This window comes from Streptomyces sp. RFCAC02, from assembly GCF_004193175.1.
Taxonomy (GTDB): domain Bacteria; phylum Actinomycetota; class Actinomycetes; order Streptomycetales; family Streptomycetaceae; genus Streptomyces.
On sequence record NZ_SAUH01000001.1, the window covers coordinates 1,656,202 to 1,676,712 of the forward strand.

Below are 20,511 nucleotides of genomic sequence, written 5' to 3' on the forward strand. Positions count from 1 at the left end.
GGCCGTTCGCCACCGCGTTTCGTGCCTCCGCACGAAAGGTGGAACGAAGCCTGGTGCCGCCGCACGAATGTGCGGGACCGTGTCGCCGTCCGGGCCGGGTGGCAGCCGCCGTTTCCGGCGGTGTCATTCCGTGGGGCCGAGCAGCCGGATCTGTATGTGGGCCAGCAGGCGGCTGTCCGGGTCCGACAGGTCGATGCCGCAGGTGTCGTGGAGCCGCTGGACGCGGTAGCGGAAGGTGTTGGGGTGGACGCCCAGGGCCCGGGCCGCCGCCGGGAGGTCGCCGAAGTGGTCGAGGTAGGCGCGCAGGGTCGGCAGCAGTCCGCCCCTGTGCCGCGCGTCGTACGCCACGAGGCGGGCCACTGGGGTGTCGGACGGCAGGTCCGTGGCGCGGAGGGTGTCCGCGACGCTCAGCAGCGCGACGGTCTCGGCGAGGTCGCCGACGCGGGCCGTGGCCCGCTCCCCGATGGTGGCCGAGCGGCTGAACCGGAGGGCGCGCAGCGCCAGTTCGGCGTCCCGCCGGGACTCGGGGGCGCGGTCGGGCCGGGCGGCGACCTCACCGACACCGACCCGCACCCGGCGGCCGGTGACGCCGGAGAGCTGCTGCGCGAGGAACGATCCGCGCTGCGCGGCCTGCGCGGCGGCCCGCTCCGCGTCGGGGGCCAGGTCGGCGATCAGCACGAGGGCGTCCCGCCCGGTGGGGATGACGAAGGCCCGCTGCCCGTACGCCGCGCAGTGCAGGGCGAGCAGGTCGTGGAGCCGCCCGCCGTCCCCCGCGCCGTCCGGTGCCGTCCCCGCGTCGGGTTCGGCGGCCGTCCCCGGCTCGGCGGCCGGGTCCGGGTCGGCTCCGGTGTCCGCGCCCACGGCGAGCACCGCGCACGGCCGGTCGGCCCGCAGCCCCATGCGGGCCACCGGGTCGCCGGCGGGCACGTGCCCGTCGAGCAGCGCACGCGCCGCCTCCTGCACGGCCCGCGCCTCGCCCGCCCGCCGCGACCTGTGGTGCAGCAGGTGGGGTGCCGCCGCCCTGGCTGCCGCCCGCAGGGTCGCCGCCGCGCCGGGCGGCAGGGGACCGCCGGCCGCCGCGACCCAGATGGACCCGAGGATCTCGCCGGCCGACGAGACCGCGACGGCGAGCCGTTCCGGCACCGCGCCCTCGGCCGGCCGGTGCACCACGTCCCCCGAGCCCCACAGCGCGGAGAAGAACCCGGCCTCGCGCAGCGCCGCCACCCGCCACTCGGGGACGCGCCGGCCGAGGATCGTCAGCATGCGGATCTCGTCCACGTCGGCGCCGGTCGTGGAGTAGGCGAGGACGCGGGAGTGCACGTCCTCGATGGTCACGGCGCCCCCGACCAGGGCGGCGACCGCCTCGGCGAGCCCGTCGAGGTCGCCGAGCGCGACCCGTTCGATCTCCGGGTCGGCGGGGACACCGCCGGCGGCCAGCCAGGCCCGGAGCGACCCGACGAGCTGCGCCCACCCGGCCCAGGCGGTGCGCAGCAGCACGGCGACACCGGCCTCGCGCGCCGTCGCCCGCAGGGCCGGGCCCGGTGGTCCGCCCGTGCCCTGCCGGAACACCACGGCCGCCGCGCCGCACCTGCCCGCCGTGCGCAGCAGGTCGACCGCCGCGAACGAGCCGGGGTCGACACCGACGGCGAGCACCACCTGCCCCGGCGCCGGGTCGGGCTCCAGCGCGTCCCACACGGTCACGCCGAGGACCCGCGCGCCGAGCCCCTCGGGGGCCGCGCACACCTCCAGGGCGCCCGTGCCGACGACGGAGAGCATGCGCTCCAGCGTCCCGTCGGGGGCCGTGTCGGAGGCCCGGAGGAAGAGTTCCGTGTCCGCCATGCCCTGACCTCCACCTTCCGTTCATGGATCGCTACTCTCAGCGATCATCCCCCGCGTCGTCGATCACCAAACGTGACCGTCACCCCTCGACTATCGCGGGAATCGTCACGGAACGTCAAGATGCCCCGGCCGGCGCGGCCCGGCGGCACGCCTCACCGCGCGCGGGACACCCGCCCCTCGTCCCACACCGGCCCGGACGTCTCCCGCACCCGGCCGTCCGCGCCGAACACCAGGAACCGGTCGAACGACCGCGCGAACCACCGGTCGTGCGTCACGGCGAGCACCGTCCCCTCGTACCGTTCAAGACCCTCCTGCAGCGCCTCGGCGCTCTCCAGGTCCAGGTTGTCCGTCGGCTCGTCCAGCAGCAGCGCGGTGGTGCCCGCCAGTTCCAGCAGCAGGATCTGGAACCGCGCCTGCTGCCCGCCCGACAGCCGGTCGAACGGCTGCTCCGCCGCCCGGTCCAGCTCGTAGCGGCGCAGCGCCGACGTCGCGGCGCCCCGGTCCCTCGCGTGCTCCGTCCACAGGATGTCGAGCAGCGTGCGGCCGTTCAGCTCCGGGTGGGCGTGGGTCTGCGCGAAGTGCCCCGGCACCACGCGCGCCCCGAGCCGCCACGTGCCGGAGTGCGCCACGTCCTCGCCGGCCAGCAGCCGCAGGAAGTGCGACTTGCCCGAGCCGTTGGACCCGAGGACGGCGACGCGCTCCCCGTGGAAGACCTCCAGGTCGAACGGCCGCATCAGCCCGGTCAGCTCGAGACCGCCGCAGGTGATGGCCCGCACGCCGGTCCGCCCGCCGCGCAGCCGCATCCTGATGTCCTGCTTGCGGGGCGGCTGCGGCGGCGGCCCCGCCTCCTCGAACTTCCGCAGCCGGGTCTGCGCCGCCCGGTAGCGGGACGCCATCTCGTCGCTGCGCGCGGCGAACTGCCGCATGTCCAGCACGAGCCGCTTGAGCTGGGCGCGCTTCTCGTCCCAGCGCCGCCGCAGCTCCTCGTACCGCTCGAACCGCTGCTCGCGCGCCGCGTGGTACGTGCCGAACCCGCCGCCGTGCACCCACACGTCGGACCCGGCCGGCCCCGGCTCCACGCTGACGATGCGCCGCGCCGCCCTGGCCAGCAGCTCCCGGTCGTGCGAGACGAACAGCACGGTCTTGCGGGTCTCCGCGATCCGCTCCTCCAGCCACCGCTTGCCCGGCACGTCGAGGTAGTTGTCCGGCTCGTCGAGCAGCAGCACCTCGTCGGGGCCGCGCAGCAGCGCCTCCAGCACGAGCCGTTTCTGCTCGCCGCCGGAGAGGGTGCGCACCTGGCGCCATTGCGCCTTCTCGTACGGCGTGCCGAGCGCCGCCGTCGTGCACATGTCCCACATCGTCTCGGCCTCGTAGCCGCGCACCTCGGCCCAGTCGGCGAGGGCCTGCGCGTAGGCGAGCTGGGCCGCCTCGTCGTCCCGCTCCATCACGGCCAGCTCGGCGTCGTCCACCGCGCGCGCCGCGGCCCGCACCGGCTCCCTGGCGACGGACACCAGCAGGTCGCGCACGGTCCGCTCGTCCCGGACGCTGCCGACGAACTGCGGCATCACGCCGAGGCCGCCGCTGACCGTGACCGTCCCCGCGTGCGGCTTCAGATCACCGGCGACCAGGCGCAGCAGCGTGGTCTTGCCGGCGCCGTTCGGGCCGACCAGCGCGGCGGCGTCCCCCTCACCGACGCGGAACGAGACGTCGTCCAGCAGCACCCGCCCGTCCGGCAGCAGGTACTCGACATGCGCTACTTCGACATGGCCCATCCCGCGAGTCTCCCGCCCCCGCCGGGCGCAGCCAATGGTTTTTCCGCACCGCGCGTTCGGGCGTCACCGCGCCGGGGCGGACGGGTCCGCCCCGGGCAGTCGGACGGTGAACAGCGCCCCGCCCTCCGGCGCCCGCCCGACCGTCAGCGTCCCGCCGTGCCGCTCGGCGACGTCCCGGGCGATGGCCAGGCCGAGCCCCGCGCCGCCGTCGTCACGGCTGCGGGCGTCGTCGAGCCGGACGAACCGGCGGAAGATCCGCTCCCGGTCCGCCTCGGGCACCCCCGCGCCGTCGTCCGCCACCTCGATCACCGCACGGTCGCCGCGCCGCGCCACGGTCACGCGGACGGCGGAGGCGGCGTGCCGCTGGGCGTTGTCCAGGAGGTTGCCGAGGACCCGGGAGAGCTGCGCGGGCGAGCCCGACACGACCGGCCCGGGGCCGCCGTCCGGCAGGTCCACGCGCAGCGGGTGCGGGTCGCCGGTGCGGCGCGCCGCCTCGTCCGCCACCAGGGCCGCGACGTCCACGGCCCTGGGCGCCGGCCGCTCCCCCGCGTCGAGGCGGGCGAGCAGCAGCAGGTCCGCCGCGAGGGTCTGGAGCCGTACGGTGTCGGCGACGGCGCCCGGCACGTCCAGCAGTTCGGGGTGGGCCGCGCCCACTTCGAGCTGGGTGCGCAGCGAGGCGATCGGGCTGCGCAGCTCGTGCGACGCGTCGGCGACGAACCGCCGCTGCCGCTCCACGGACGCCTCGAGGGCGGCCAGGGTCTCGTTGGTCGTCACGGCGAGCCGCCCGATCTCGTCCCGTGCGGCGGGCTCCGGCACACGCCGGCTGAGATCACCCGATCGTGTGATGGCGGCCATCTCGGTCCTGATGCCCTCGACGGGCCGGAACGCGCGGCGCGTCACCGCCCAGGTGACCGCGCCGACCACGGCGAGGAGGGCGGGGCCGACGACCAGCAGGGAGGTGCGGACGCTGTCCACCGCGACCTCCTCGAGACCGGTCGGCGCCCCCGCGTACACGACGGCCTCGACGCCGCGCGGGGTGGTCAGCTCGATGCTCGCGAAGTGGTAGGCGTGCTCCCGGCCGTCGATGACGGCCCGCCCGTCGGAGCGCCCGACCTCGTCGCCGACCTCGCCGGGGGCCAGCCGGTTCCCGGTGCCGGTGTCCGTGTCGGTGTCGTCGTCCGAGTCGTCGCCGTCGTCGTCCCCGTCGTCCCCGTCGTCCCCGTCGTCATCGTCGTCCGACTGGTCCGGGCTCGGACTCGGCGTCGCCGCCGGGCGGTCCGGCGCACTCGGCACGACCGCGTCCGTCCCCGTCCCGGAGATCGACTCGAGACCCTCCGTCGCCGCGAGCAGCACATCCCCGTCCCGCCCCACGACCTGCACGGGCGTGTCGTCGTCCAGGTCGAGGTCGGCGATCTCCGTCGTCGTGACGAGCCGCCCCGCCACGTCCCGCGCCGTGACCTCGGCCTGGAGCGCGCCCTGCGCGCTCAGGTTGTCGCGCAGCGTGGACAGCATCAGCCAGCCGACGCCGAGGAGCGCGAGCGCCACCACGAGCGTCGCGCCCATGGCGGCGCGCGCCCTGACGCTAGCCACGGGGGTCCGCCAGCCGGTACCCGGCGCCGCGCACCGTCGTGATCAGCCCGGGGCCGAGCTTGCGGCGCAGCGCGCTGATGTGGACCTCCACGACGTTCGGGTCGCCGTCGTAGGCGAAGTCCCAGCCGTGTTCGAGGATGTCGGCCTTGGACACGACCTCGCCGGCCCGGTCCGCGAGGTGCGCGAGCACGGTGAACTCCTTCGCCGTGAGCGTCACCTCGCGCCCGCCGCGCGTGACGCGGCGCGTGAGCGGGTCGACGGTCAGGTCGCCGACGCGCCGTTCGGCCGCGGCGCCGCGCCCGTTCCCCCGCCGCCGCAGCAGCGCGCGGACGCGGGCGAGGAGCACCACGTAGGAGAACGGCTTGGTCAGGTAGTCGTCGGCCCCGGTGTCGAGGCCCTCGGCCTCGTCGTACTCGCCGTCCTTGGCCGTGAGCATGAGGATCGGCGTCTCGTCCCCGGCGGCGCGCAGGGCGGCGCAGACCCGGTAGCCGTTCATCCCGGGCAGCATGATGTCCAGGACGATCAGGTCGTACGGCCGCTCGGTCGCGAGGTGCAGCCCGTCCGTGCCGGTGTGGGCCACGTCCACGGCGAAGCCCTCGGCGGCCAGCCCCCCGGCGAGCGAGCGGGCGAGCCGCTTCTCGTCCTCCACGATCAGCACACGCATGGGACCAGCTTCGCAAAACCGTCCTGAAGACTTCTTCAGCCGCCTTCAGGTCCGCTTCAGGGACGATTCGCCACGCTGTTCCCAGTTCACCGGCAGCGGGCCGGTGGGGATCGGGGAGGTTCCTCATGAAGCGCACCGCCATCATCGCCGTCGCCGTCACGGGTGCCGTGCTCGGGGGCGCCGTGCTCACCGGCGCCGCGCTGGCGACCGAGGACGACGAGCAGGCCGCGGCCGGGGCGACCACCGTGTCGGGGGCGCGGACCGGCGGCGACGACACCGACGACCGGAACGACGACGGGGGCGCGAGCACGGACGACGCGGGTACCGACGACGGCGGCGCGGCGGCCGACCCGGCCGCGGGCGCCATCGCGGCGGCCGTCGAAGCGGCGCTCGCCGAGCACGCCGGCACGGTCACCGACGTGGACCTCGACGGCGACGACGGGAACGGCCGGGTCTGGGAGATCGACGTCCTCGGCGACGACGGCGAGCGGTACGAGGTCCGGGTCAGCCAGGACGGCACCGAGGTCGTCGGCAGCCGCACCGTGACCGACGACGATGACGACGCCGACGACACCGCCGACGCGAACGGCGCGGCCGACGCCTCGGGCGAGGCGGACGACGCGGCCGACGCGGCCCGGATCGCCGAGGAGGAGACCGGCGCCGCGGTCCGCGAGATCTCCTTCGACGACGGCGCCTGGGAGGTCGAGCTGCGCGGTGACGACGGCACGGAGCACGAGGTGCGGATCGACCCGGCCACCGGCACCGTCACGGCGCACGAGCGGGACGACGACCGCAACGACGCCGACGACCGGGACGACGACGGCCAGGACGACAGCGACGACGACGGGGACGACGGGGACGACGACTGACCCCCGGCGCGCGGTGGGCGGGACGTCGCGGACGTCCCGCCCACCGCGCCATACCCATCCCCCCGTACGGCACGTACGTGGGCGAGCCCTGGACCCGCTGCTTCGCCAAGGACGTCCGCCCCGCCTGAACGGGCCGCCCGCCGCCTCAGCGCGGGACGACGACCGCCCCCAGCAGCCCCGGCCCGGTGTGCGCCCCGAGGACCGCGCCGACCTCGCTGACGTGCAGCTCCGCCGCGCCCGGCAGCCGCTGCCCCAGCCGTTCCGCGAGCTGCGCCGCCCGTTCCCCAGCCGCCAGATGGTGCACGGCGACATCGACGGGGCCGCTCCCCGCGTGCTCCACGGCCAGCTCCTCAAGGCGCGCGATGGCCCGCGACGCCGTGCGGACCTTCTCCCGCAACTCGATCCGCCCGTCCGTCAGTTCGAGCAGCGGCTTGACGGCGAGGGCCGAGCCGAGCAGCGCGCGCGCCGTCCCGATCCGCCCGCCGCGCCGCAGGTGCTCCAGCGTGTCGACGTAGAAGTACGCCCGCGCCGCGTCCGCCCGCTTCCGCGCCTCGGCCGCCGCCTGGTCGGCGTCCGCCCCGGCCGCCGCCGCCCCGGCCGCCGCCAGCACGCAGAACCCGAGCGCCATCGCGATCAGCCCCGTGTCCACCACCCGCACCGGCACCGGCGCCGTGCGGGCCGCGACGACCGCCGCGTCGTGCGTCCCCGAGATCTCCGACGACAGGTGCACCGACACGATGCCCTCCGCGCCCGCCCGCGCCGCCTCCCGGTACGCCTCGGCGAACACCTCGGGACCCGGCCGCGACGTGGTCACGGCCTGCCGCCGCTCCAGCGCCCGCGTCAGCCGCCGCGCCGTCTCGCCCGTGCCGTCGAGCAGCGCCCGGCCGTCGAGGACGACGGTCAGCGGTACGACGGTGATCCCGTGCCGCGCCACCTGCTCGGGCGGCAGGTAGGCCGTGGAATCGGTGACGATGGCGACGGTTGGGGACATGCCCCGGAGCGTACCCGCAGGCGCGCGCCCCACCGCATCCGCTGCGCGACCGCCCGACGGGACCCTAGGGTCTGTCCGGCGGGTCTTGGCGCGGCTCGCGGCGTCGGATGCGGTGCATCGCAAGGCGCCGAATCGCAGCTCATACCCCGACCGTATTCGCGCGATACGGCAACGCAGCGAGGTGCCGTAGCCGGCGTCGCGAGACAGGCAAGATCCGCCGGACAGGCCCTAGGAGCGCCGCTTCCTGAACCGCCCGGTGAGGCCCGGCCGTTCCTCCCCCGGCTCGACGGGCGCCGGCGTCTCGCCCACGGGCGTCCAGTGCCGCAGGGCCTCCGCCTCCATGCCGATCCGCTCGTGCAGCGCGTCGGCGTCCTCGGCGCCGTGCCGCCGCGCCCGGTCCTGCGCGGCGAACCGCAGCGCGTCCGCCGAGCGCCGCGCACGGTCGGTGCGCTCCCGCAGTTCGGGCAGCCGGGCGGTGACCCGCGCACGGTCCGGCTCACCGCCGCCGAGCGCCGCCAGCTCGCCGTCCAACTGGTGCGCGTGGTCCTCAAGTTGCGCGAACAGGGCGAGCGCCTCGCCCAGCGCCGGGTCCGTGGGCGCGCTGGCCCGCAGCGCCGCCCGCGTGCTGTCCATGCTGAGCCGCAGGTCCCGCCGGACGCGCGCCACGTCCCCGAGCGCGCCCGGCTGCGCGGCGCGGGCGGCCAGCGCGGCACCGGCGAGCGTACGGCTCACCTCCTGCCGCGCCCGCTCCACACCGCGCCGCACCGTGCGCACGCCGCGCACCACCAGCGTCACGAACACCAGGAGCGTCAGTGCCAGCACTCCGGCGACGACGATCTCCATGCCCGGCCCACCTCACATCACGCCGCTTCCCGGTCTCCCCACCCAGAGTAGGCCGGGAGCGGACGGTTCAGCAGGGCCGTGCGGGAGCCGGGCAGCCCGGTGGTCACGCCGGGACGATGTTCACCAGCTTCGGCGCCCGCACGATCACCCTGCGGACGGCCGCGCCGCCGAGCGTGTCCACGATCGCCGGGGCCGCCAGCGCCAGCGCCTCCAGGTCCGCCTCGGCGATGTCGGGGGCGACCTCGAGACGCGCCCTGACCTTGCCGCGCACCTGGACGACGCACGTCACCGTCTCGTCCACCAGGTACGCCGGGTCGGCGACCGGGAAGCCGGCGCCCGTGACGCTCTCCCGGTGGCCGAGCCGCTGCCACAGCTCCTCCGCGATGTGCGGGGCGAGCGGTGCGATCAGCAGCACCAGCGTCTCCGCCGTGACGCGCGGGACGGCCGGCAGCTTGGTGACGTGGTTGTTCAGCTCGGTGATCTTCGCGATGGCCGTGTTGAACCGCAGCGCCTCCAGGTCCTGGCGCACACCGTCCACCGCCTTGTGGGTGGCGCGCAGCGTGGCCTCGTCCGGCGCGTCGTCCGTGACGGTGACCTCGCCGGTCGCCTCGTCCAGCACGTTGCGCCACAGCCGCTGCAGCAGCCGGTACTGGCCGACGACGGCCCGCGTCTCCCAGGGGCGGGACATGTCCAGCGGCCCCATCGCCATCTCGTACAGGCGCAGGGTGTCGGCGCCGTAGGACGCGAACACCTCGTCCGGCGAGACGACGTTCTTCAGGGACTTGCCGATCTTGCCCAGTTCACGGCTGACCGGCTCGCCGCGCCACGTGAACGCGCCGCCCTCGCCCTCCTCGACCTCGGCGGCCGGGACGGGGAAACCGCGCGCGTCCCGGTAGACGTACGCCTGGATCATGCCCTGGTTGAACAGCTTGTGGTACGGCTCGGCCGACGACACGTGGCCCAGGTCGAACAGCACCTTCTGCCAGAAGCGCGCGTACAGCAGGTGCAGCACCGCGTGCTCGGCGCCGCCGACGTACAGGTCCACGCCGCCGGTCGGCGCACCGTCGCGCGGACCCATCCAGTACCGCTCGATCTCCGGGTCGACCAGCCGGTCGCCGTTGCGCGGGTCCAGGTAGCGCAGGTGGTACCAGCAGGAACCGGCCCAGTTCGGCATGGTGTTGGTCTCGCGCCGGTACGGCCGCGGCCCCGCGCCGTCGCCCAGGTCGAGGGTGACGTGGGTCCACTCCTCGTTGCGCGACAGCGGCGTCTCCGGCTGCGTGTCGGCGTCCTCCGGGTCGAAGGTGCGCGGCGAGTAGTCGTCCACCTCGGGGAGTTCCAGCGGCAGCATCGACTCGGGCAGCGGGTGCGCGATGCCGTCCTCGTCGTACACGATGGGGAACGGCTCGCCCCAGTACCGCTGGCGGCTGAACAGCCAGTCGCGCAGCCGGTAGTTGATGGTGCCCTCGCCCAGGCCCTCGCGCTCCAGCCAGGCCGTGACGCGGGCCTTCGCCTCGGGCACGGGCAGCCCGTCCAGCGTGACGCCCTCGCCCGCCGAGTCCATGACGGTGGCGGTGGCGGACACGAACGCGTCGGTCCACTCCGCCGGGTCGGTGCCACGCCCGTCGTCCGGCGTCACGACGCAGCGGATCGGCAGGTCGAAGGCGCGGGCGAACGCGAAGTCGCGGCTGTCGTGCGCCGGGACCGCCATGATCGCGCCGGTGCCGTAGCCCAGCAGGACGTAGTCGGCGATGAAGACGGGGACGCGCTCGCCGTTCACCGGGTTCACGGCGTGGGCGCCGGTGAACACGCCGGTCTTCTCCCGCGCGTCGGCCTGCCGCTCCACGTCCGACTTGCCCGCGGCCTGCTTGCGGTAGGCGGCGACGGCGTCGCCCGGGGTCGCGTGCCCGCCGGTCCACGCCGGGCGGGTGCCCTCGGGCCAGGCGGCCGGCACGATGGCGTCGACCAGGTGGTGTTCCGGCGCCAGCACCATGTACGTCGCGCCGAACAGCGTGTCGGGTCGCGTCGTGAAGACCGTGACGATGCCGCCCGCCCCCGCGCCCTCGCCCGCGCCCGCACCGGGGCCGCCGACGTGGAAGTCGATGCGGGCGCCCTCGCTGCGGCCGATCCAGTTGCGCTGCTGCAGCTTGATGGCCTCGGGCCAGTCGACGGTGTCCAGGTCGTCCACCAGCCGGTCGGCGTACGCGGTGATCCGCATGTTCCACTGGCGCAGCCGCGACGTGAAGACGGGGAAGTTGCCGCGCTCGGAGCGGCCGTCGGCGGTGACCTCCTCGTTCGCCAGCACGGTGCCGAGACCCGGGCACCAGTTGACGGGCGCGTCGGAGGCGTACGCCAGGCGGTGTCCGCCCAGCACGTCGGCGCGCTCGGCGGCGGTCAGCTCACTCCAGGGGCGCCCGTCCTCGGTCGCGCGCTCCCCGGACTCGAACTGCGCCACCAGGTCGCCGATCGGCCGCGCCCGCCCCGCCTCGGCGTCGTACCAGGAGTTGAAGATCTGCAGGAAGATCCACTGCGTCCAGCGGTAGTAGTCCGGGTCGATGGTGGCGAACGACCGCCGCTGGTCGTAGCCCAGGCCCAGGCGCCGGAGCTGCCCCCGGTACGTCGCGATGTTCGCCTCGGTGGAGACGCGCGGGTGCGTGCCGGTCTGGACGGCGTACTGCTCGGCGGGCAGCCCGAACGCGTCGAAGCCCAGCGTGTGCAGCACGTTGCGCCCGGTCATGCGCTGGAAGCGCGCGTACACGTCGGTCGCGATGTACCCCAGCGGGTGGCCGACGTGCAGGCCCGCACCCGACGGGTACGGGAACATGTCCATGATGAAACGGGTGGGGCGGGCCGCCGTCTCCGGGTCGCCGGCGAGGTCGCCGGACGGGTTCGGGGCCTCGTACGTGCCGTGCGCCTCCCAGTAGTCCTGCCAGCGGGCTTCGATCTCACCGGCCAGGGCGGCGTCGTACTTGTGTGTCTCGCTCATCGTCTTCGAAGCTCCATCGGTCGTCTCTGCCGTCCCACGAAAAAACCCCTCACACAGGAGGGGTCCGCCGTGCTGACTGACGTCACTCGCCGTCGTTCAGCACGGCCGTGGAAGCAGAAGGCGTACGGCACGCATGGCGCCAGGGTACCGCACGCCGGAAAGCGCCCGCCCGGCGGTTTCAGCCCGCGGGACCGGCCCGGAAGGACCGCCGCAGGTGCCCCAGCAGGGCGCGCAGCGCGGGCGTCCCGGCCGTGCGCCACACGAGGCAGAGCAGCCCGGGACGCTCCGCGTCGTCGATGGGGAGGGCGACCAGCCGGTCCCCGTACGCGGCGGTCATGGACGCGCTCAGCACCCCGGCGCCCAGGCCCCGGGCGGCCAGGTCGGCGATGGCGTCGGCGGCGCTGGCCTCCAGCGCGATCACGGGCCGCACGTCCGCCGCCGCGCACGCCGCGTCGAACACCGCCCGCAGCCCGGTGCCGCGCGGCATGCACACCACCGGGTGGGCCGCGAGCGCCCGCAGCGTGACGGTCGGCCCGGCGGCAAGCGGATGCCCCGGCGGCACGGCGACGACGAGCCGCTCCCGTACGACCGTCAGCGACTCGACGCCGTCCGGCGGCGTGTGCGCGGCGCCGATGAGGGCCAGGTCGAGGCCGCCCGAGCGCACGGCGTCGGTGAGCCGGTCGGACGCCCCCTCGGTCAGGGACAGCTCCACGCCGGGGTGGGCGGCGTGGAAGGCGGCCAGCGCGTCGAACAGCGGCGTGATCGCGCAGCCGACGACCATCCCGACCGTGAGCCGGCCCCGGATGACGTCCGCCACCTCCCCCACGGCCTGCCGCAGGGCACCGGCCGCCGCGAGCGCGGCGCGGGCGTGCTCCAGCGCGGCCTTCCCGGCGACGGTGAGCGTCACCTCGCGCGCCGACCGGTCGAACAGCTCGGCGCCCAACTCCCGCTCCAGGTGCCGTACACGCGCGCTGACCCCGGACTGGCTGATGTGGACGCGTTCGGCGGCCCGCGTGAAGTTCCGCTCCTCGGCGACCGCGACGAAGTATTCGAGCTGACGCAGATCCATGAGCGCTGATTCTAGTGACCAGCAGAACCATCTGTTGGACTTCTCACTTCCCCGCCGGAAGGCTGTCGTGCATGAGCGAGACATACGAGAAGGCCATGCGCCCGGAGGACATCACCCGTCTCTTCGTGGAGCGGTCCAACGCGGGCGACACCGACGGGGTCGCCGCCCTGTACGAGGAGGACGCCGTCATCGCCTACCCGCCCGGCAGCACCACGGTCGGCCGGGACGCGATCCGGGAGCTGTGGGCGAAGGTCCTGTCCAACCGGCCGCACTTCGAGCCCGAGCCGCCGCTGCCGACCCTGATCAGCGGCGACCTGGCACTCACGAGCACCCCGCCGAAGGACGGCACGGGCGCCCGCGCCCAGGTGGCGCGCCGCCAGCCGGACGGGAGCTGGCTGCGCGTGCTGGACCAGCCGGAGTTCACGCGCCCGGCTTCCTGACGGGGGCGGTTTCGTGCTCGACGGCGTGGGCGACGGTGCGGGCGATGTGCAGCATCAGGCCGGTCCACGCCGCGAGCGCGCCGCCCGTCAGCGCGAGGACGGTCCAGGCGGCGGTCACCGCCCGTTCTCCGGGACGATGTCGCGGACGGCAGCCCTGAGCACGTCCACGGCGTCCTCGGCGATGGCGCGTGCCGCGTCCCGTTCCAGGTCGGGCGTCGTCCGCGCGGAGCCGATCGCGGCGGCGGGCCACAGCCGGTCGATGACCGGCCGGAGGTCGGCGAGATGGTCGTCATCGAGGTCGGCGAGCCGGCGGACGAGGTCCGTCGGCACGACCTCGGGCCAGTAGTGCAGGCCGCCCGCGCTCGTGCCGGGGTGGGCGATGAACGGGACGAGCCGCTGTTCGACCAGGCACGGACGGCACGTCTGGAACCCGCGCCCGGGACCGGCCGCAGCCTCCCCGGCCGCGACGGTCGTGAGCGGGCCTTCCACCGTCTCGCAGTACATGCACAGCGGCCCCGGCGCGGCATCGACGGCGGCCCTCAGTTCATCCACGGCCGCCGTGATCCCGTACCCGGCCGCCGCGCGGACGGCCTTGAACAGGCGCGTCACCACCGGCTGCAGCGCGACGCCCGGCGCGAGGTCGGCGAGCCGTTCCACCAGGTCGTCGGGCACGTCGGCCGGCCACTGGTGCGGCTCGCCCCAGCTCGTCACCGGGTGGTGCACGACGGGGATCAGACGACAGGAGAGCAGGCACGGACGGCACGCGTGCTGCGACCATCCGGCTCCGGTCCCGGCGGTCATGAGCGAGATCGCCGTCAACGCCGGTCCGTCGGCGCCACAGTGCCCGCACCGGGGGTCGAGGCTCACGACGCCTCCCCCGGCTCGGCCTTTTCCCCGGCGGGCGGGGGTACGCGGGTGGTCATCGGTTCCTCCTGGAACGAACGTTCTGGTCCCGCGCGGCCGGGCATGGGGGAACACGACCGCGCGGGGGTCCTGTGGATGCGGCCCTGACGCTTCGGCCGCCTGCGGTGGGGGGTGAAGGCCCGTCCCCGGGAGGGCATTCGGACCGGGGACGGGCCACCCCGCCCGGCCCGGTTCCACGGCCGCCCCGAGCAAGAGGACGGGCGGACCGGACGGGGGTCCATCGGCCGCGCTGACCAGCGCGGAAGCCGCGAGTCTGGAGCGGCAGTCTCAGAGGTCGTCGTACCTGTCCCCGAGATGCGCACGAATCGCGGCGGACAACCGATCACACTCGGCATGCAACTCCGCGAGCGGCGGCAGGCGAGGCGCGGCCTCCGGCGGCTCGGGGGGCGGAGACTCTTCGGGGGGTGGTTCGCTCATGGCTCACTCCACTGGCGGTAGGACCGGACGTAACCGGATCGGCACTCCCGGCGACAAATCCAGCTTGACCGCGCTGCCGAGCGTCGTGCAACACTCCAGCCAATGAATTCCCCGCATGGGTCCCCAACTCATTGACGTGTGTTGCGGATCGGGGAATTCGGGTCCTACATGTGAAGGCGCGGAAGTATTCCGTAATCGATGGAGGAGGGGAGGCGTGATGGCTGATGGCGTGACGGGCTCGACGGTCCCGAGACGGCAGTTGGGCCGGTATCTACGGGATCTGCGGCTCCGCGCGGGCGTCACGGTGCGCGCCGCGTCCAGGGAACTGGAGTGGTCCGAGCAGAAGATCTGGCGCATCGAGACGGGCCAGGTCGCCATGCGGGCACTGGACGTCCGTGCGATGTGTGAAACCTACGGCGCCGATGACGAGATGACCGACGCGCTCATGGCCCTGGCGCGCGAGACGAAGGCCCGCGGCTGGTGGCACGCCTACGGCGACACGCTGCCCGAGTGGTTCGACCTCTACATCGGGCTGGAGGAATCGGCATCCGAACTCGACTGGTTCGAGACTCATCTCATCCCAGGTCTTCTCCAAACCGCTCACTACACGAACGAGATCATCCGCACTCACCGGCCCGATCTCTCGGACCACGAAGTTGAGCGGCGCGTACAATTGCGTATGGACCGGCAGGCGATCCTGACACGCCCGGTCGCATCGCCCAAGCTGCGGATCGCGCTTGGCGAGGCCGTGCTACGTCAGTTGGTGGGCACTCCGCAGGTGATGGCGACCCAGCTCGCGCATGTGGCATACGTCGTGGCGAACCGGAACATCCAGCTCCGCGTTGTGCCGTTCCACACGCCGACCATGGGTACTGTCGCCGGCTCCTTCACCGTTCTCCGCTTCCCCGAAGGGCGGATGGCCGAACCTCCGATCGCCTACGTCGAAGGCTTCACGGGCGGGCTGTACCTCGACAAGCCTGACGAGGTCGAGCAATACGACGCTGCGTTCGAGAGAATCTGGGATGCAGCACTGGACGACCAGGCATCGCACCGTCTGATCGCAGAGACAGCGAGGAGCTATGAACAACAGTAAGGACGACACCCGGTGGCGTGTGTCGAGCTACAGCAATGGTGACGGACAGTGCGTCGAGACGGCGGTCAGCGCCGACGTGGTAGGCGCGCGCGACACCAAGGACCTGGGACACGGCCCCGAACTGTGGGTCTCCTCCGACACCTGGCGCGCGTTCGTCCACGCCGCCACGACCAGCGGTCTCACACGTTGATACTCACGCGCACGCGGTAGTTCCACGAGTAGCAGCAGGCGGCTCGGGGCATCTCGCACTCAGCACCGAGTGAGGACACGTCCGCACTAACAATCACGAAGGCGGCGAAGTCGCATGACGAGCACGGCCCGCTGGGCAAAGTCGAGCTACAGCAGCAACCACGAGGCATGCGTCGAAGTGGCCCGAGTCCCGGGTGCGGCAGGGATGCGTGACACCAAGGCTCTGGGTACTGGCCCCGAACTGTGGGTCTCCTCCGACACCTGGCGCGCGTTCGTCCACGTCACCGTGGCCAACGGCTTCACGCGCTGACCCCCCGCACACACACGGCCCCCGCACCGGCTCACTGCCACGCGGGGGCCGCCGTGCTGTCAGCACACGGTCAACGCATACGCCCGCCCGCCTTGAACCCTCACGCATAGGCCCTCGCCAAGAGGGTTCCTGCGTCCTTCTCTTCCGGAGGAGAGATGACCTCGGTTTTGATATCCGAGTACCCCGAAGAGGCCAGAAGGGCCGACCACTCCTCTGGGGTGTAGTCCCACCTGGTCACTGCCTTGGCTTCCCTCAGAGCCCCCACCGGCTGAGTGCCGGCTGTAGGGGGCTTGTGAGAGAAGGCCAGTACGCCACCAGCGGAAAGCCTCTTCCGTACCAGGGGGAGAAGCTGTTCAGGGTCCGTGAACCAGACAGGCCCGAAGATGGACAGGACCACATCGAAGGTGCCGTCTGTACGGTTCAGGTAGTCGGTCACCTCGGCCGTGTGAAAGGTGAGGCCGGGCAGGTGCCCCCATCGGGTCACGGCCTTCTCGTGCTGGCTCGGAGCGATATCGACCCCGGTGCAGGTTGCCCCAAGGGTGGACAGGTGGGCCAGGTTGCAGCCCGTACCGCAGCCCAGTTCCAGAACGGTACAACCCCGGAGGTTTCCGAGGATCGATTCATCGGGGCCGTGGTCGGGGTACTGGGTCCAGTTCAACCACGTGCGAGCACCAGCGGAGTTCACCTCTCGCCGGGGTGTCCGCCCCTGGGCGTATCGCTCCCAGGCGTCAACGACCTCCATACGGAACCTCTCCTCATGGGGACGACTCCCCCCGTCGCCGGGGGGAGTCGCCACTGTCAGCGCTGTGCTACTTTTTCCCGCCGTTGGGGCTGTCCGTGCACCCGGCATGGCACTGGGAGCACTCGGCCGCGTCCTTCATGCCCCACAGCTCCGTGTCGATCTCGAAGCCGGAAGCCTGGATGGCCTTGACCGCGTCCCGCAGCGCGGTGGGCTCCTCGGCTCCCTCCCCCGGCAGGTGCGGGACGTGGTGGATGTAACGTCCCGCGTGCTGGTCGCAGAACGCCATGTAGTTGATCGAGTCGAGCACGAACGAGTGGACGCCCAGGTCCACGGCCTGAGAGGGCCCCATGCGGACCTCGGGGCACTCGGCGGAGGTCACCAGGTAGGCGACGGTCTGCCCGAAGATGCGCTCTGCCAGATCACGCCCCGTGGCGTGGTCCCGCATGATGAGTCGGACTTCCCGGTCCCACACCTGAGCGGGGACGCAGGACCGGGGGTCTCGGACCTGTACTGCTGTTGCCATCAGTGGTTCCCTTCACGTGGTCGTGCTCGGGTGATGGAACCCACCCCGGCCATTCGTACGTGCCTGAATGACCAGGGTGTGGGTCTCGATAGGTGATGTTCTCCAAGTCTTTGGCGGCAAGGGTGATTCATGCATGTACTGGACTGAAGATCATGGATGAGCTATACGCGGTAGCGGACCGCCCACTCACCAAGTTTTTCCCTGGCAGCCTCACCGAAGAGGGCCAGCCCCTCGTAAGCCGCGAACTCGTCCAGGTAACTGCGAACGTCTCTGGGATCGCGGAACACCATCACCCCGGCGGACAGTTCGGCCGTCGCTATCCGCTCGTCGTAGACCGTGAAGGTGTTCAGCGGGTTACCCGGCATCCTGGTCTCAATGGGAAGGACACCCAGGCGCACGTTCACCAGGTGGGTGAGGGAGGCCAGTCGGTCGATCTGCACGGCCATGGCCTCACGCGCCACGAACGGGGACCTCACGGCCTGTTCCGTGAGGATGAACGTAAAGCGTTTGGGCCTGTCGTAGAGGACTTCCTGTCGCTCCAGCTTCCGAGCCACGGTCCTGCCGTGGTCACCGGGAACGTGAGCCAGACTGGCTCGGATGTACTCCGGTGTGGAGAGGAGCCCCGTGATCATCGAGAGAAGGAAGTAGCGGAACTCCGTTGAGGATTGTTCGAGCCCCGCCAGCTCAAGCTGCTTTTTGTCGAGGCCCTTCCTGCGAAGGCTCCTGGCGTCCTGCCACTGGGTGTTGGTGATCCGGGTGAGCGCCATGACTTCCGCAACCAATGCGGGCGGCGCGTCCAATGCCCTGAGAATCTGGTCAACATCCACAAGGGATGGTCGCACCTTTCCGTTCTCAATCCTGCTGACTTTGGACTGAGACATGTTGCAACGCTTGGCCAGCCTTTCCCCTGACAGCTTGGCCGTCTCGCGTAGGGTCTTGAGCAGGACAGCCAGCTCGTGTGCCGACTGCCCCATCTGCTCTGGTTCGAATGTCACCCCTTCATGTACTCCAGAAAGGGAACGGACTCGGCTTGGGCGATCCGCTGATATTTGATGAACTGAGCAGGGTCGCCGTCGTAGAGTTCCCGGCCGATCTGCTTACCGTCCGGCTCGTAGTGCATGAGAACGACAGTGGACTGATCGAACATCCAGAAGTCCTGGACATTCGGCAAGGGGTTCTCGCGCCCTGTGATGTCGAGGATTCGGATGTCTTCCCCTGCGGAAGCCTGGTGCTGGTAGTACCGCTCGAATTCGAAGCGCAGATAGTCACTCAGAGGGCGAGACACGATGTGTACGCGTCCCACTTGCCGAGTGCGCACCATCTGAGTCCACGAGTCTTCGTACGGGCCGGGAAAGCGTGTTCCCGCCTTGAAGGCCGTGAACTCTTCGGCCTCTTGAGGCACGAGGTACTGAGGCAGTGTCTCAAGCCGCCAGGCTTCCCTTCGGAAGTCCCGGAACTTCGCCGCCCAGTTGTCACCATCCAAGAGCACGGAAAGCCTCCCTCAGTACGTGCTCAGGGATCTCCACAAGCCCTTCCCCCTCGGGAGGAGCGAACGCCTGGGATACGTCACCCTGGACGACGAAGGAGCCTGATGCCGTGCGGTATACGTTGGGACAGTCACCCTGTCCGCACGGACCCCCGTTTCCGTTCTCATCCAAGCCGGTGAGCCTGATCAGTTGCTCCCGAGCCATGGCACAACCCCCTGAGTCTGTGTGGTGGTGCACTGACCGTACGAAGGCATGGACGCAGCCGTCCATGCATGGACGGGACTATGCGCGTGTTGGCATCAACACGGCGATGCGGCCCTACCAGCCGTGTTCCGTGAGCATGGTGCCCGCGAGGTAGCCGTGCAGACCGGCGGCCGGGTACTCGATGACGTCCTCGGGCAGGTCGTGCACCGACTGCCACCGCAGGTCGAGACACTTCTCGGGCTCGCGGTTGGTCGGCTCTCCCTGCCATTCGGTCGCGAGGAAGAACACGCCGATGCGCTCGATCTCGTCCGACTGCCGGTGGTGCACGATGTGCACCTGCCGCAGGTGATCCGGATCGACGGTGACACCCGTCTCTTCGTACAGCTCGCGGGCCGCGCCGACGGTGAGCGGTTCGCCGGCGTCGAGCTTGCCGCTCGGCAGGTGCCAGCGTCCGTATCCGTACGGGCCGCCGCGCTGCGACATGAGGATCTTGTCGCCGTCCCGCAGGATCACGTGCGTGTCGACGACGGGCGTTGCGAGGGTCATGAGGTCACCGTGTGCTTGTCGGGGCTCGTGTCGGCTCCGACGCTAGCGGGAGCCGTGCCCAGCGAGGCCAGGATTCGCGCAGCGGCCTCCCGAGGGGTGGCCGTGTCGGTGTTGACGCTGACGACAGGTACGCCCAGCCGTTCGAGAACGGTGGCCGCGTGCCGGTAGAGCTGGATTTCGCGCGCCGGGATGCTCGGGTCCCGCTCGAACCGGTGGTGTGCGCCTCGGCCGGTGAGGACAGGAAGCAAAGCCCACGCGCACCCCGGGGCGTGCCCGCGATACTGCCGTCGAATTACGGCACCGACCTCGCACGTTGAGCCCTTCGTCTCCGGACCACCGGGAGGAGGACCACGCATACGCCCTGCGCGCCCAGGGCATCTCGCACGTAGCGCCGAACGAAGGCATGTCCGAACCCGTGATCGCGAAGGCGGCGAAGCGTATGACGAGTGAGCCCCGCTGGTCGAAATCGAGCTACAGCAACGGTGATGCTTGCTGCGTCGAGGTGGCGCTCGGCACCGATGCAGTAGGCACACGCGACTCGAAGCACCGCTCACGCGGCCCCGAGCTGTGGGTCTCCCCCGACACCTGGCGCGCGTTCGTCCACGCGACCGTGGCCAACGGCTTCACACGCTGACCTCCCACACACACGCGGCCCCCGCACCAAACGGGGGCCGCCGTGCCGTCGATCGAACTCGCACACCGTAATGCGGTGACGCCCTACGGTGACGACCATGTCTGATGCGCCTGACGCCCTGCTCCCGGACGAGGTTGACGAGTCCGAGCTTCCTGCTCTCCTCACCCGCCTGCTGGACCGCGCGGCCGATGGCGGCGCGACGGTGGTCACCCGTGGCGGAGTGCCGATCGGGGCCATCGTGTCGATGAAGGACTACCAGGTGGCAGAGGAAGCCGTCGATGAGGCCCTGGCCACACGGACCTACGAGGACGACGGCACCCGCTACACCCTCGCCGAAGTGTGCAGTGACGACGAGGGCGACGACAGGTGAGTTACCGACTCG

23 protein-coding genes are annotated in these 20,511 nt (G+C 72.0%); 7 read left to right on the forward strand and 16 right to left on the reverse strand.

Annotation, left to right across the window (positions count from 1 at the left end; all coding sequences use genetic code 11):
• Positions 1-123: 123 nt before the first annotated feature.
• The 4 genes from EMA09_RS07600 to EMA09_RS07615 all read right to left on the reverse strand — a co-directional run bounded on the left by EMA09_RS07600 (position 124) and on the right by EMA09_RS07615 (position 5,865).
• Entirely contained in the window at positions 124-1,839 is a 1,716-nt protein-coding gene (locus EMA09_RS07600; RefSeq protein WP_129840124.1) for a PucR family transcriptional regulator, read from the reverse strand.
• Between the two features lie 152 nt (positions 1,840-1,991).
• Positions 1,992-3,611 (reverse strand): ATP-binding cassette domain-containing protein, encoded by a 1,620-nt coding sequence (locus EMA09_RS07605; protein ID WP_129840126.1) that lies wholly within the window; start codon positions 3,609-3,611, stop codon positions 1,992-1,994.
• A gap of 63 nt (positions 3,612-3,674) precedes the next feature.
• Positions 3,675-5,201 (reverse strand): HAMP domain-containing sensor histidine kinase, encoded by a 1,527-nt coding sequence (locus EMA09_RS07610; protein ID WP_129840128.1) that lies wholly within the window; start codon positions 5,199-5,201, stop codon positions 3,675-3,677.
• A complete protein-coding gene (locus EMA09_RS07615) occupies positions 5,194-5,865 on the reverse strand; it encodes a response regulator transcription factor (RefSeq protein WP_129840129.1) in 672 nt (223 codons plus the stop codon). Before EMA09_RS07615 ends, EMA09_RS07610 begins: the two co-directional genes overlap by 8 nt.
• A gap of 125 nt (positions 5,866-5,990) precedes the next feature.
• On the opposite strand from EMA09_RS07615, the gene EMA09_RS07620 reads away from it, so the two are divergent.
• On the forward strand, positions 5,991-6,734 hold the full coding sequence (locus EMA09_RS07620) for a PepSY domain-containing protein (RefSeq protein WP_129840131.1): 744 nt from the start codon (positions 5,991-5,993) through the stop codon (positions 6,732-6,734).
• 145 nt (positions 6,735-6,879) lie between these two features.
• On the opposite strand, the gene EMA09_RS07625 is transcribed toward EMA09_RS07620, so the two are convergent.
• The 4 genes from EMA09_RS07625 to EMA09_RS07640 all read right to left on the reverse strand — a co-directional run bounded on the left by EMA09_RS07625 (position 6,880) and on the right by EMA09_RS07640 (position 12,620).
• On the reverse strand, positions 6,880-7,725 hold the full coding sequence (locus EMA09_RS07625; RefSeq protein WP_129840133.1) for a DegV family protein: 846 nt from the start codon (positions 7,723-7,725) through the stop codon (positions 6,880-6,882).
• Positions 7,726-7,953: 228 nt separating this feature from the next.
• Positions 7,954-8,568 (reverse strand): hypothetical protein, encoded by a 615-nt coding sequence (locus EMA09_RS07630; protein ID WP_206305920.1) that lies wholly within the window; start codon positions 8,566-8,568, stop codon positions 7,954-7,956.
• Between the two features lie 103 nt (positions 8,569-8,671).
• The gene (gene leuS / locus EMA09_RS07635) at positions 8,672-11,551 is read right to left on the reverse strand and encodes a leucine--tRNA ligase (protein WP_168220659.1); all 2,880 of its coding nucleotides are present in this window, start codon (positions 11,549-11,551) and stop codon (positions 8,672-8,674) included.
• A 178-nt stretch (positions 11,552-11,729) separates the two neighbouring features.
• On the reverse strand, positions 11,730-12,620 hold the full coding sequence (locus EMA09_RS07640) for a LysR family transcriptional regulator (RefSeq protein ID WP_129840135.1): 891 nt from the start codon (positions 12,618-12,620) through the stop codon (positions 11,730-11,732).
• Positions 12,621-12,691: 71 nt separating this feature from the next.
• Here EMA09_RS07640 and EMA09_RS07645 point away from each other — a divergent pair, with 71 nt between their 5' ends.
• Positions 12,692-13,060, forward strand: coding sequence for a nuclear transport factor 2 family protein (locus EMA09_RS07645; RefSeq protein WP_129840137.1), 369 nt, complete (start codon positions 12,692-12,694; stop codon positions 13,058-13,060).
• Here the strand turns inward: EMA09_RS07645 and EMA09_RS28230 are convergent.
• Together EMA09_RS28230 and EMA09_RS07650 are read right to left on the reverse strand one after the other, a co-directional pair.
• Positions 13,041-13,178 carry a hypothetical protein gene (locus tag EMA09_RS28230; RefSeq protein WP_168220660.1) on the reverse strand — a complete coding sequence of 46 codons (138 nt, stop codon included), beginning with the start codon at positions 13,176-13,178 and terminating at the stop codon, positions 13,041-13,043. The two genes, EMA09_RS07645 and EMA09_RS28230, sit on opposite strands and share 20 nt — an antisense overlap.
• A complete protein-coding gene (locus tag EMA09_RS07650) occupies positions 13,175-13,927 on the reverse strand; it encodes a hypothetical protein (RefSeq protein WP_129840139.1) in 753 nt (250 codons plus the stop codon). Before EMA09_RS07650 ends, EMA09_RS28230 begins: the two co-directional genes overlap by 4 nt.
• A gap of 691 nt (positions 13,928-14,618) precedes the next feature.
• Between EMA09_RS07650 and EMA09_RS07655 the strand changes: the two genes are divergently transcribed.
• The 3 genes from EMA09_RS07655 to EMA09_RS07665 all read left to right on the forward strand — a co-directional run bounded on the left by EMA09_RS07655 (position 14,619) and on the right by EMA09_RS07665 (position 15,993).
• Positions 14,619-15,494, forward strand: a complete 876-nt coding sequence (locus tag EMA09_RS07655; RefSeq protein WP_129840141.1) for a helix-turn-helix transcriptional regulator — start codon at positions 14,619-14,621, stop codon at positions 15,492-15,494.
• Positions 15,481-15,684: a DUF397 domain-containing protein gene (locus tag EMA09_RS07660; protein WP_129840143.1), complete on the forward strand. Its 204-nt coding sequence runs from the start codon at positions 15,481-15,483 to the stop codon at positions 15,682-15,684. The genes EMA09_RS07655 and EMA09_RS07660 overlap by 14 nt, the downstream gene beginning before the upstream one ends.
• A gap of 114 nt (positions 15,685-15,798) precedes the next feature.
• On the forward strand, positions 15,799-15,993 hold the full coding sequence (locus EMA09_RS07665; protein WP_129840145.1) for a DUF397 domain-containing protein: 195 nt from the start codon (positions 15,799-15,801) through the stop codon (positions 15,991-15,993).
• 100 nt (positions 15,994-16,093) lie between these two features.
• On the opposite strand, the gene EMA09_RS07670 is transcribed toward EMA09_RS07665, so the two are convergent.
• The 6 genes from EMA09_RS07670 to EMA09_RS07695 all read right to left on the reverse strand — a co-directional run bounded on the left by EMA09_RS07670 (position 16,094) and on the right by EMA09_RS07695 (position 19,495).
• A complete protein-coding gene (locus tag EMA09_RS07670; RefSeq protein WP_129840147.1) occupies positions 16,094-16,735 on the reverse strand; it encodes a class I SAM-dependent methyltransferase in 642 nt (213 codons plus the stop codon).
• 67 nt (positions 16,736-16,802) lie between these two features.
• Positions 16,803-17,180: a hypothetical protein gene (locus EMA09_RS07675; RefSeq protein ID WP_240796288.1), complete on the reverse strand. Its 378-nt coding sequence runs from the start codon at positions 17,178-17,180 to the stop codon at positions 16,803-16,805.
• A gap of 239 nt (positions 17,181-17,419) precedes the next feature.
• Positions 17,420-18,253: a helix-turn-helix transcriptional regulator gene (locus EMA09_RS07680; RefSeq protein ID WP_129840151.1), complete on the reverse strand. Its 834-nt coding sequence runs from the start codon at positions 18,251-18,253 to the stop codon at positions 17,420-17,422.
• Complete coding sequence (locus tag EMA09_RS07685) at positions 18,250-18,747, reverse strand: DUF6879 family protein (RefSeq protein ID WP_129840153.1); 498 nt, start codon at positions 18,745-18,747, stop codon at positions 18,250-18,252. The genes EMA09_RS07680 and EMA09_RS07685 overlap by 4 nt, the downstream gene beginning before the upstream one ends.
• Positions 18,731-18,949: a hypothetical protein gene (locus EMA09_RS28865; protein WP_129840155.1), complete on the reverse strand. Its 219-nt coding sequence runs from the start codon at positions 18,947-18,949 to the stop codon at positions 18,731-18,733. The genes EMA09_RS07685 and EMA09_RS28865 overlap by 17 nt, the downstream gene beginning before the upstream one ends.
• A 114-nt stretch (positions 18,950-19,063) precedes the next feature.
• Positions 19,064-19,495, reverse strand: a complete 432-nt coding sequence (locus EMA09_RS07695) for an NUDIX domain-containing protein (RefSeq protein WP_129840157.1) — start codon at positions 19,493-19,495, stop codon at positions 19,064-19,066.
• Between the two features lie 439 nt (positions 19,496-19,934).
• On the opposite strand from EMA09_RS07695, the gene EMA09_RS07705 reads away from it, so the two are divergent.
• Both EMA09_RS07705 and EMA09_RS07710 read left to right on the forward strand, forming a co-directional pair.
• Positions 19,935-20,129 carry a DUF397 domain-containing protein gene (locus tag EMA09_RS07705; protein ID WP_129840159.1) on the forward strand — a complete coding sequence of 65 codons (195 nt, stop codon included), beginning with the start codon at positions 19,935-19,937 and terminating at the stop codon, positions 20,127-20,129.
• A 97-nt stretch (positions 20,130-20,226) separates the two neighbouring features.
• Positions 20,227-20,499 carry a type II toxin-antitoxin system prevent-host-death family antitoxin gene (locus EMA09_RS07710; RefSeq protein WP_129840161.1) on the forward strand — a complete coding sequence of 91 codons (273 nt, stop codon included), beginning with the start codon at positions 20,227-20,229 and terminating at the stop codon, positions 20,497-20,499.
• Positions 20,500-20,511: the final 12 nt, after the last annotated feature.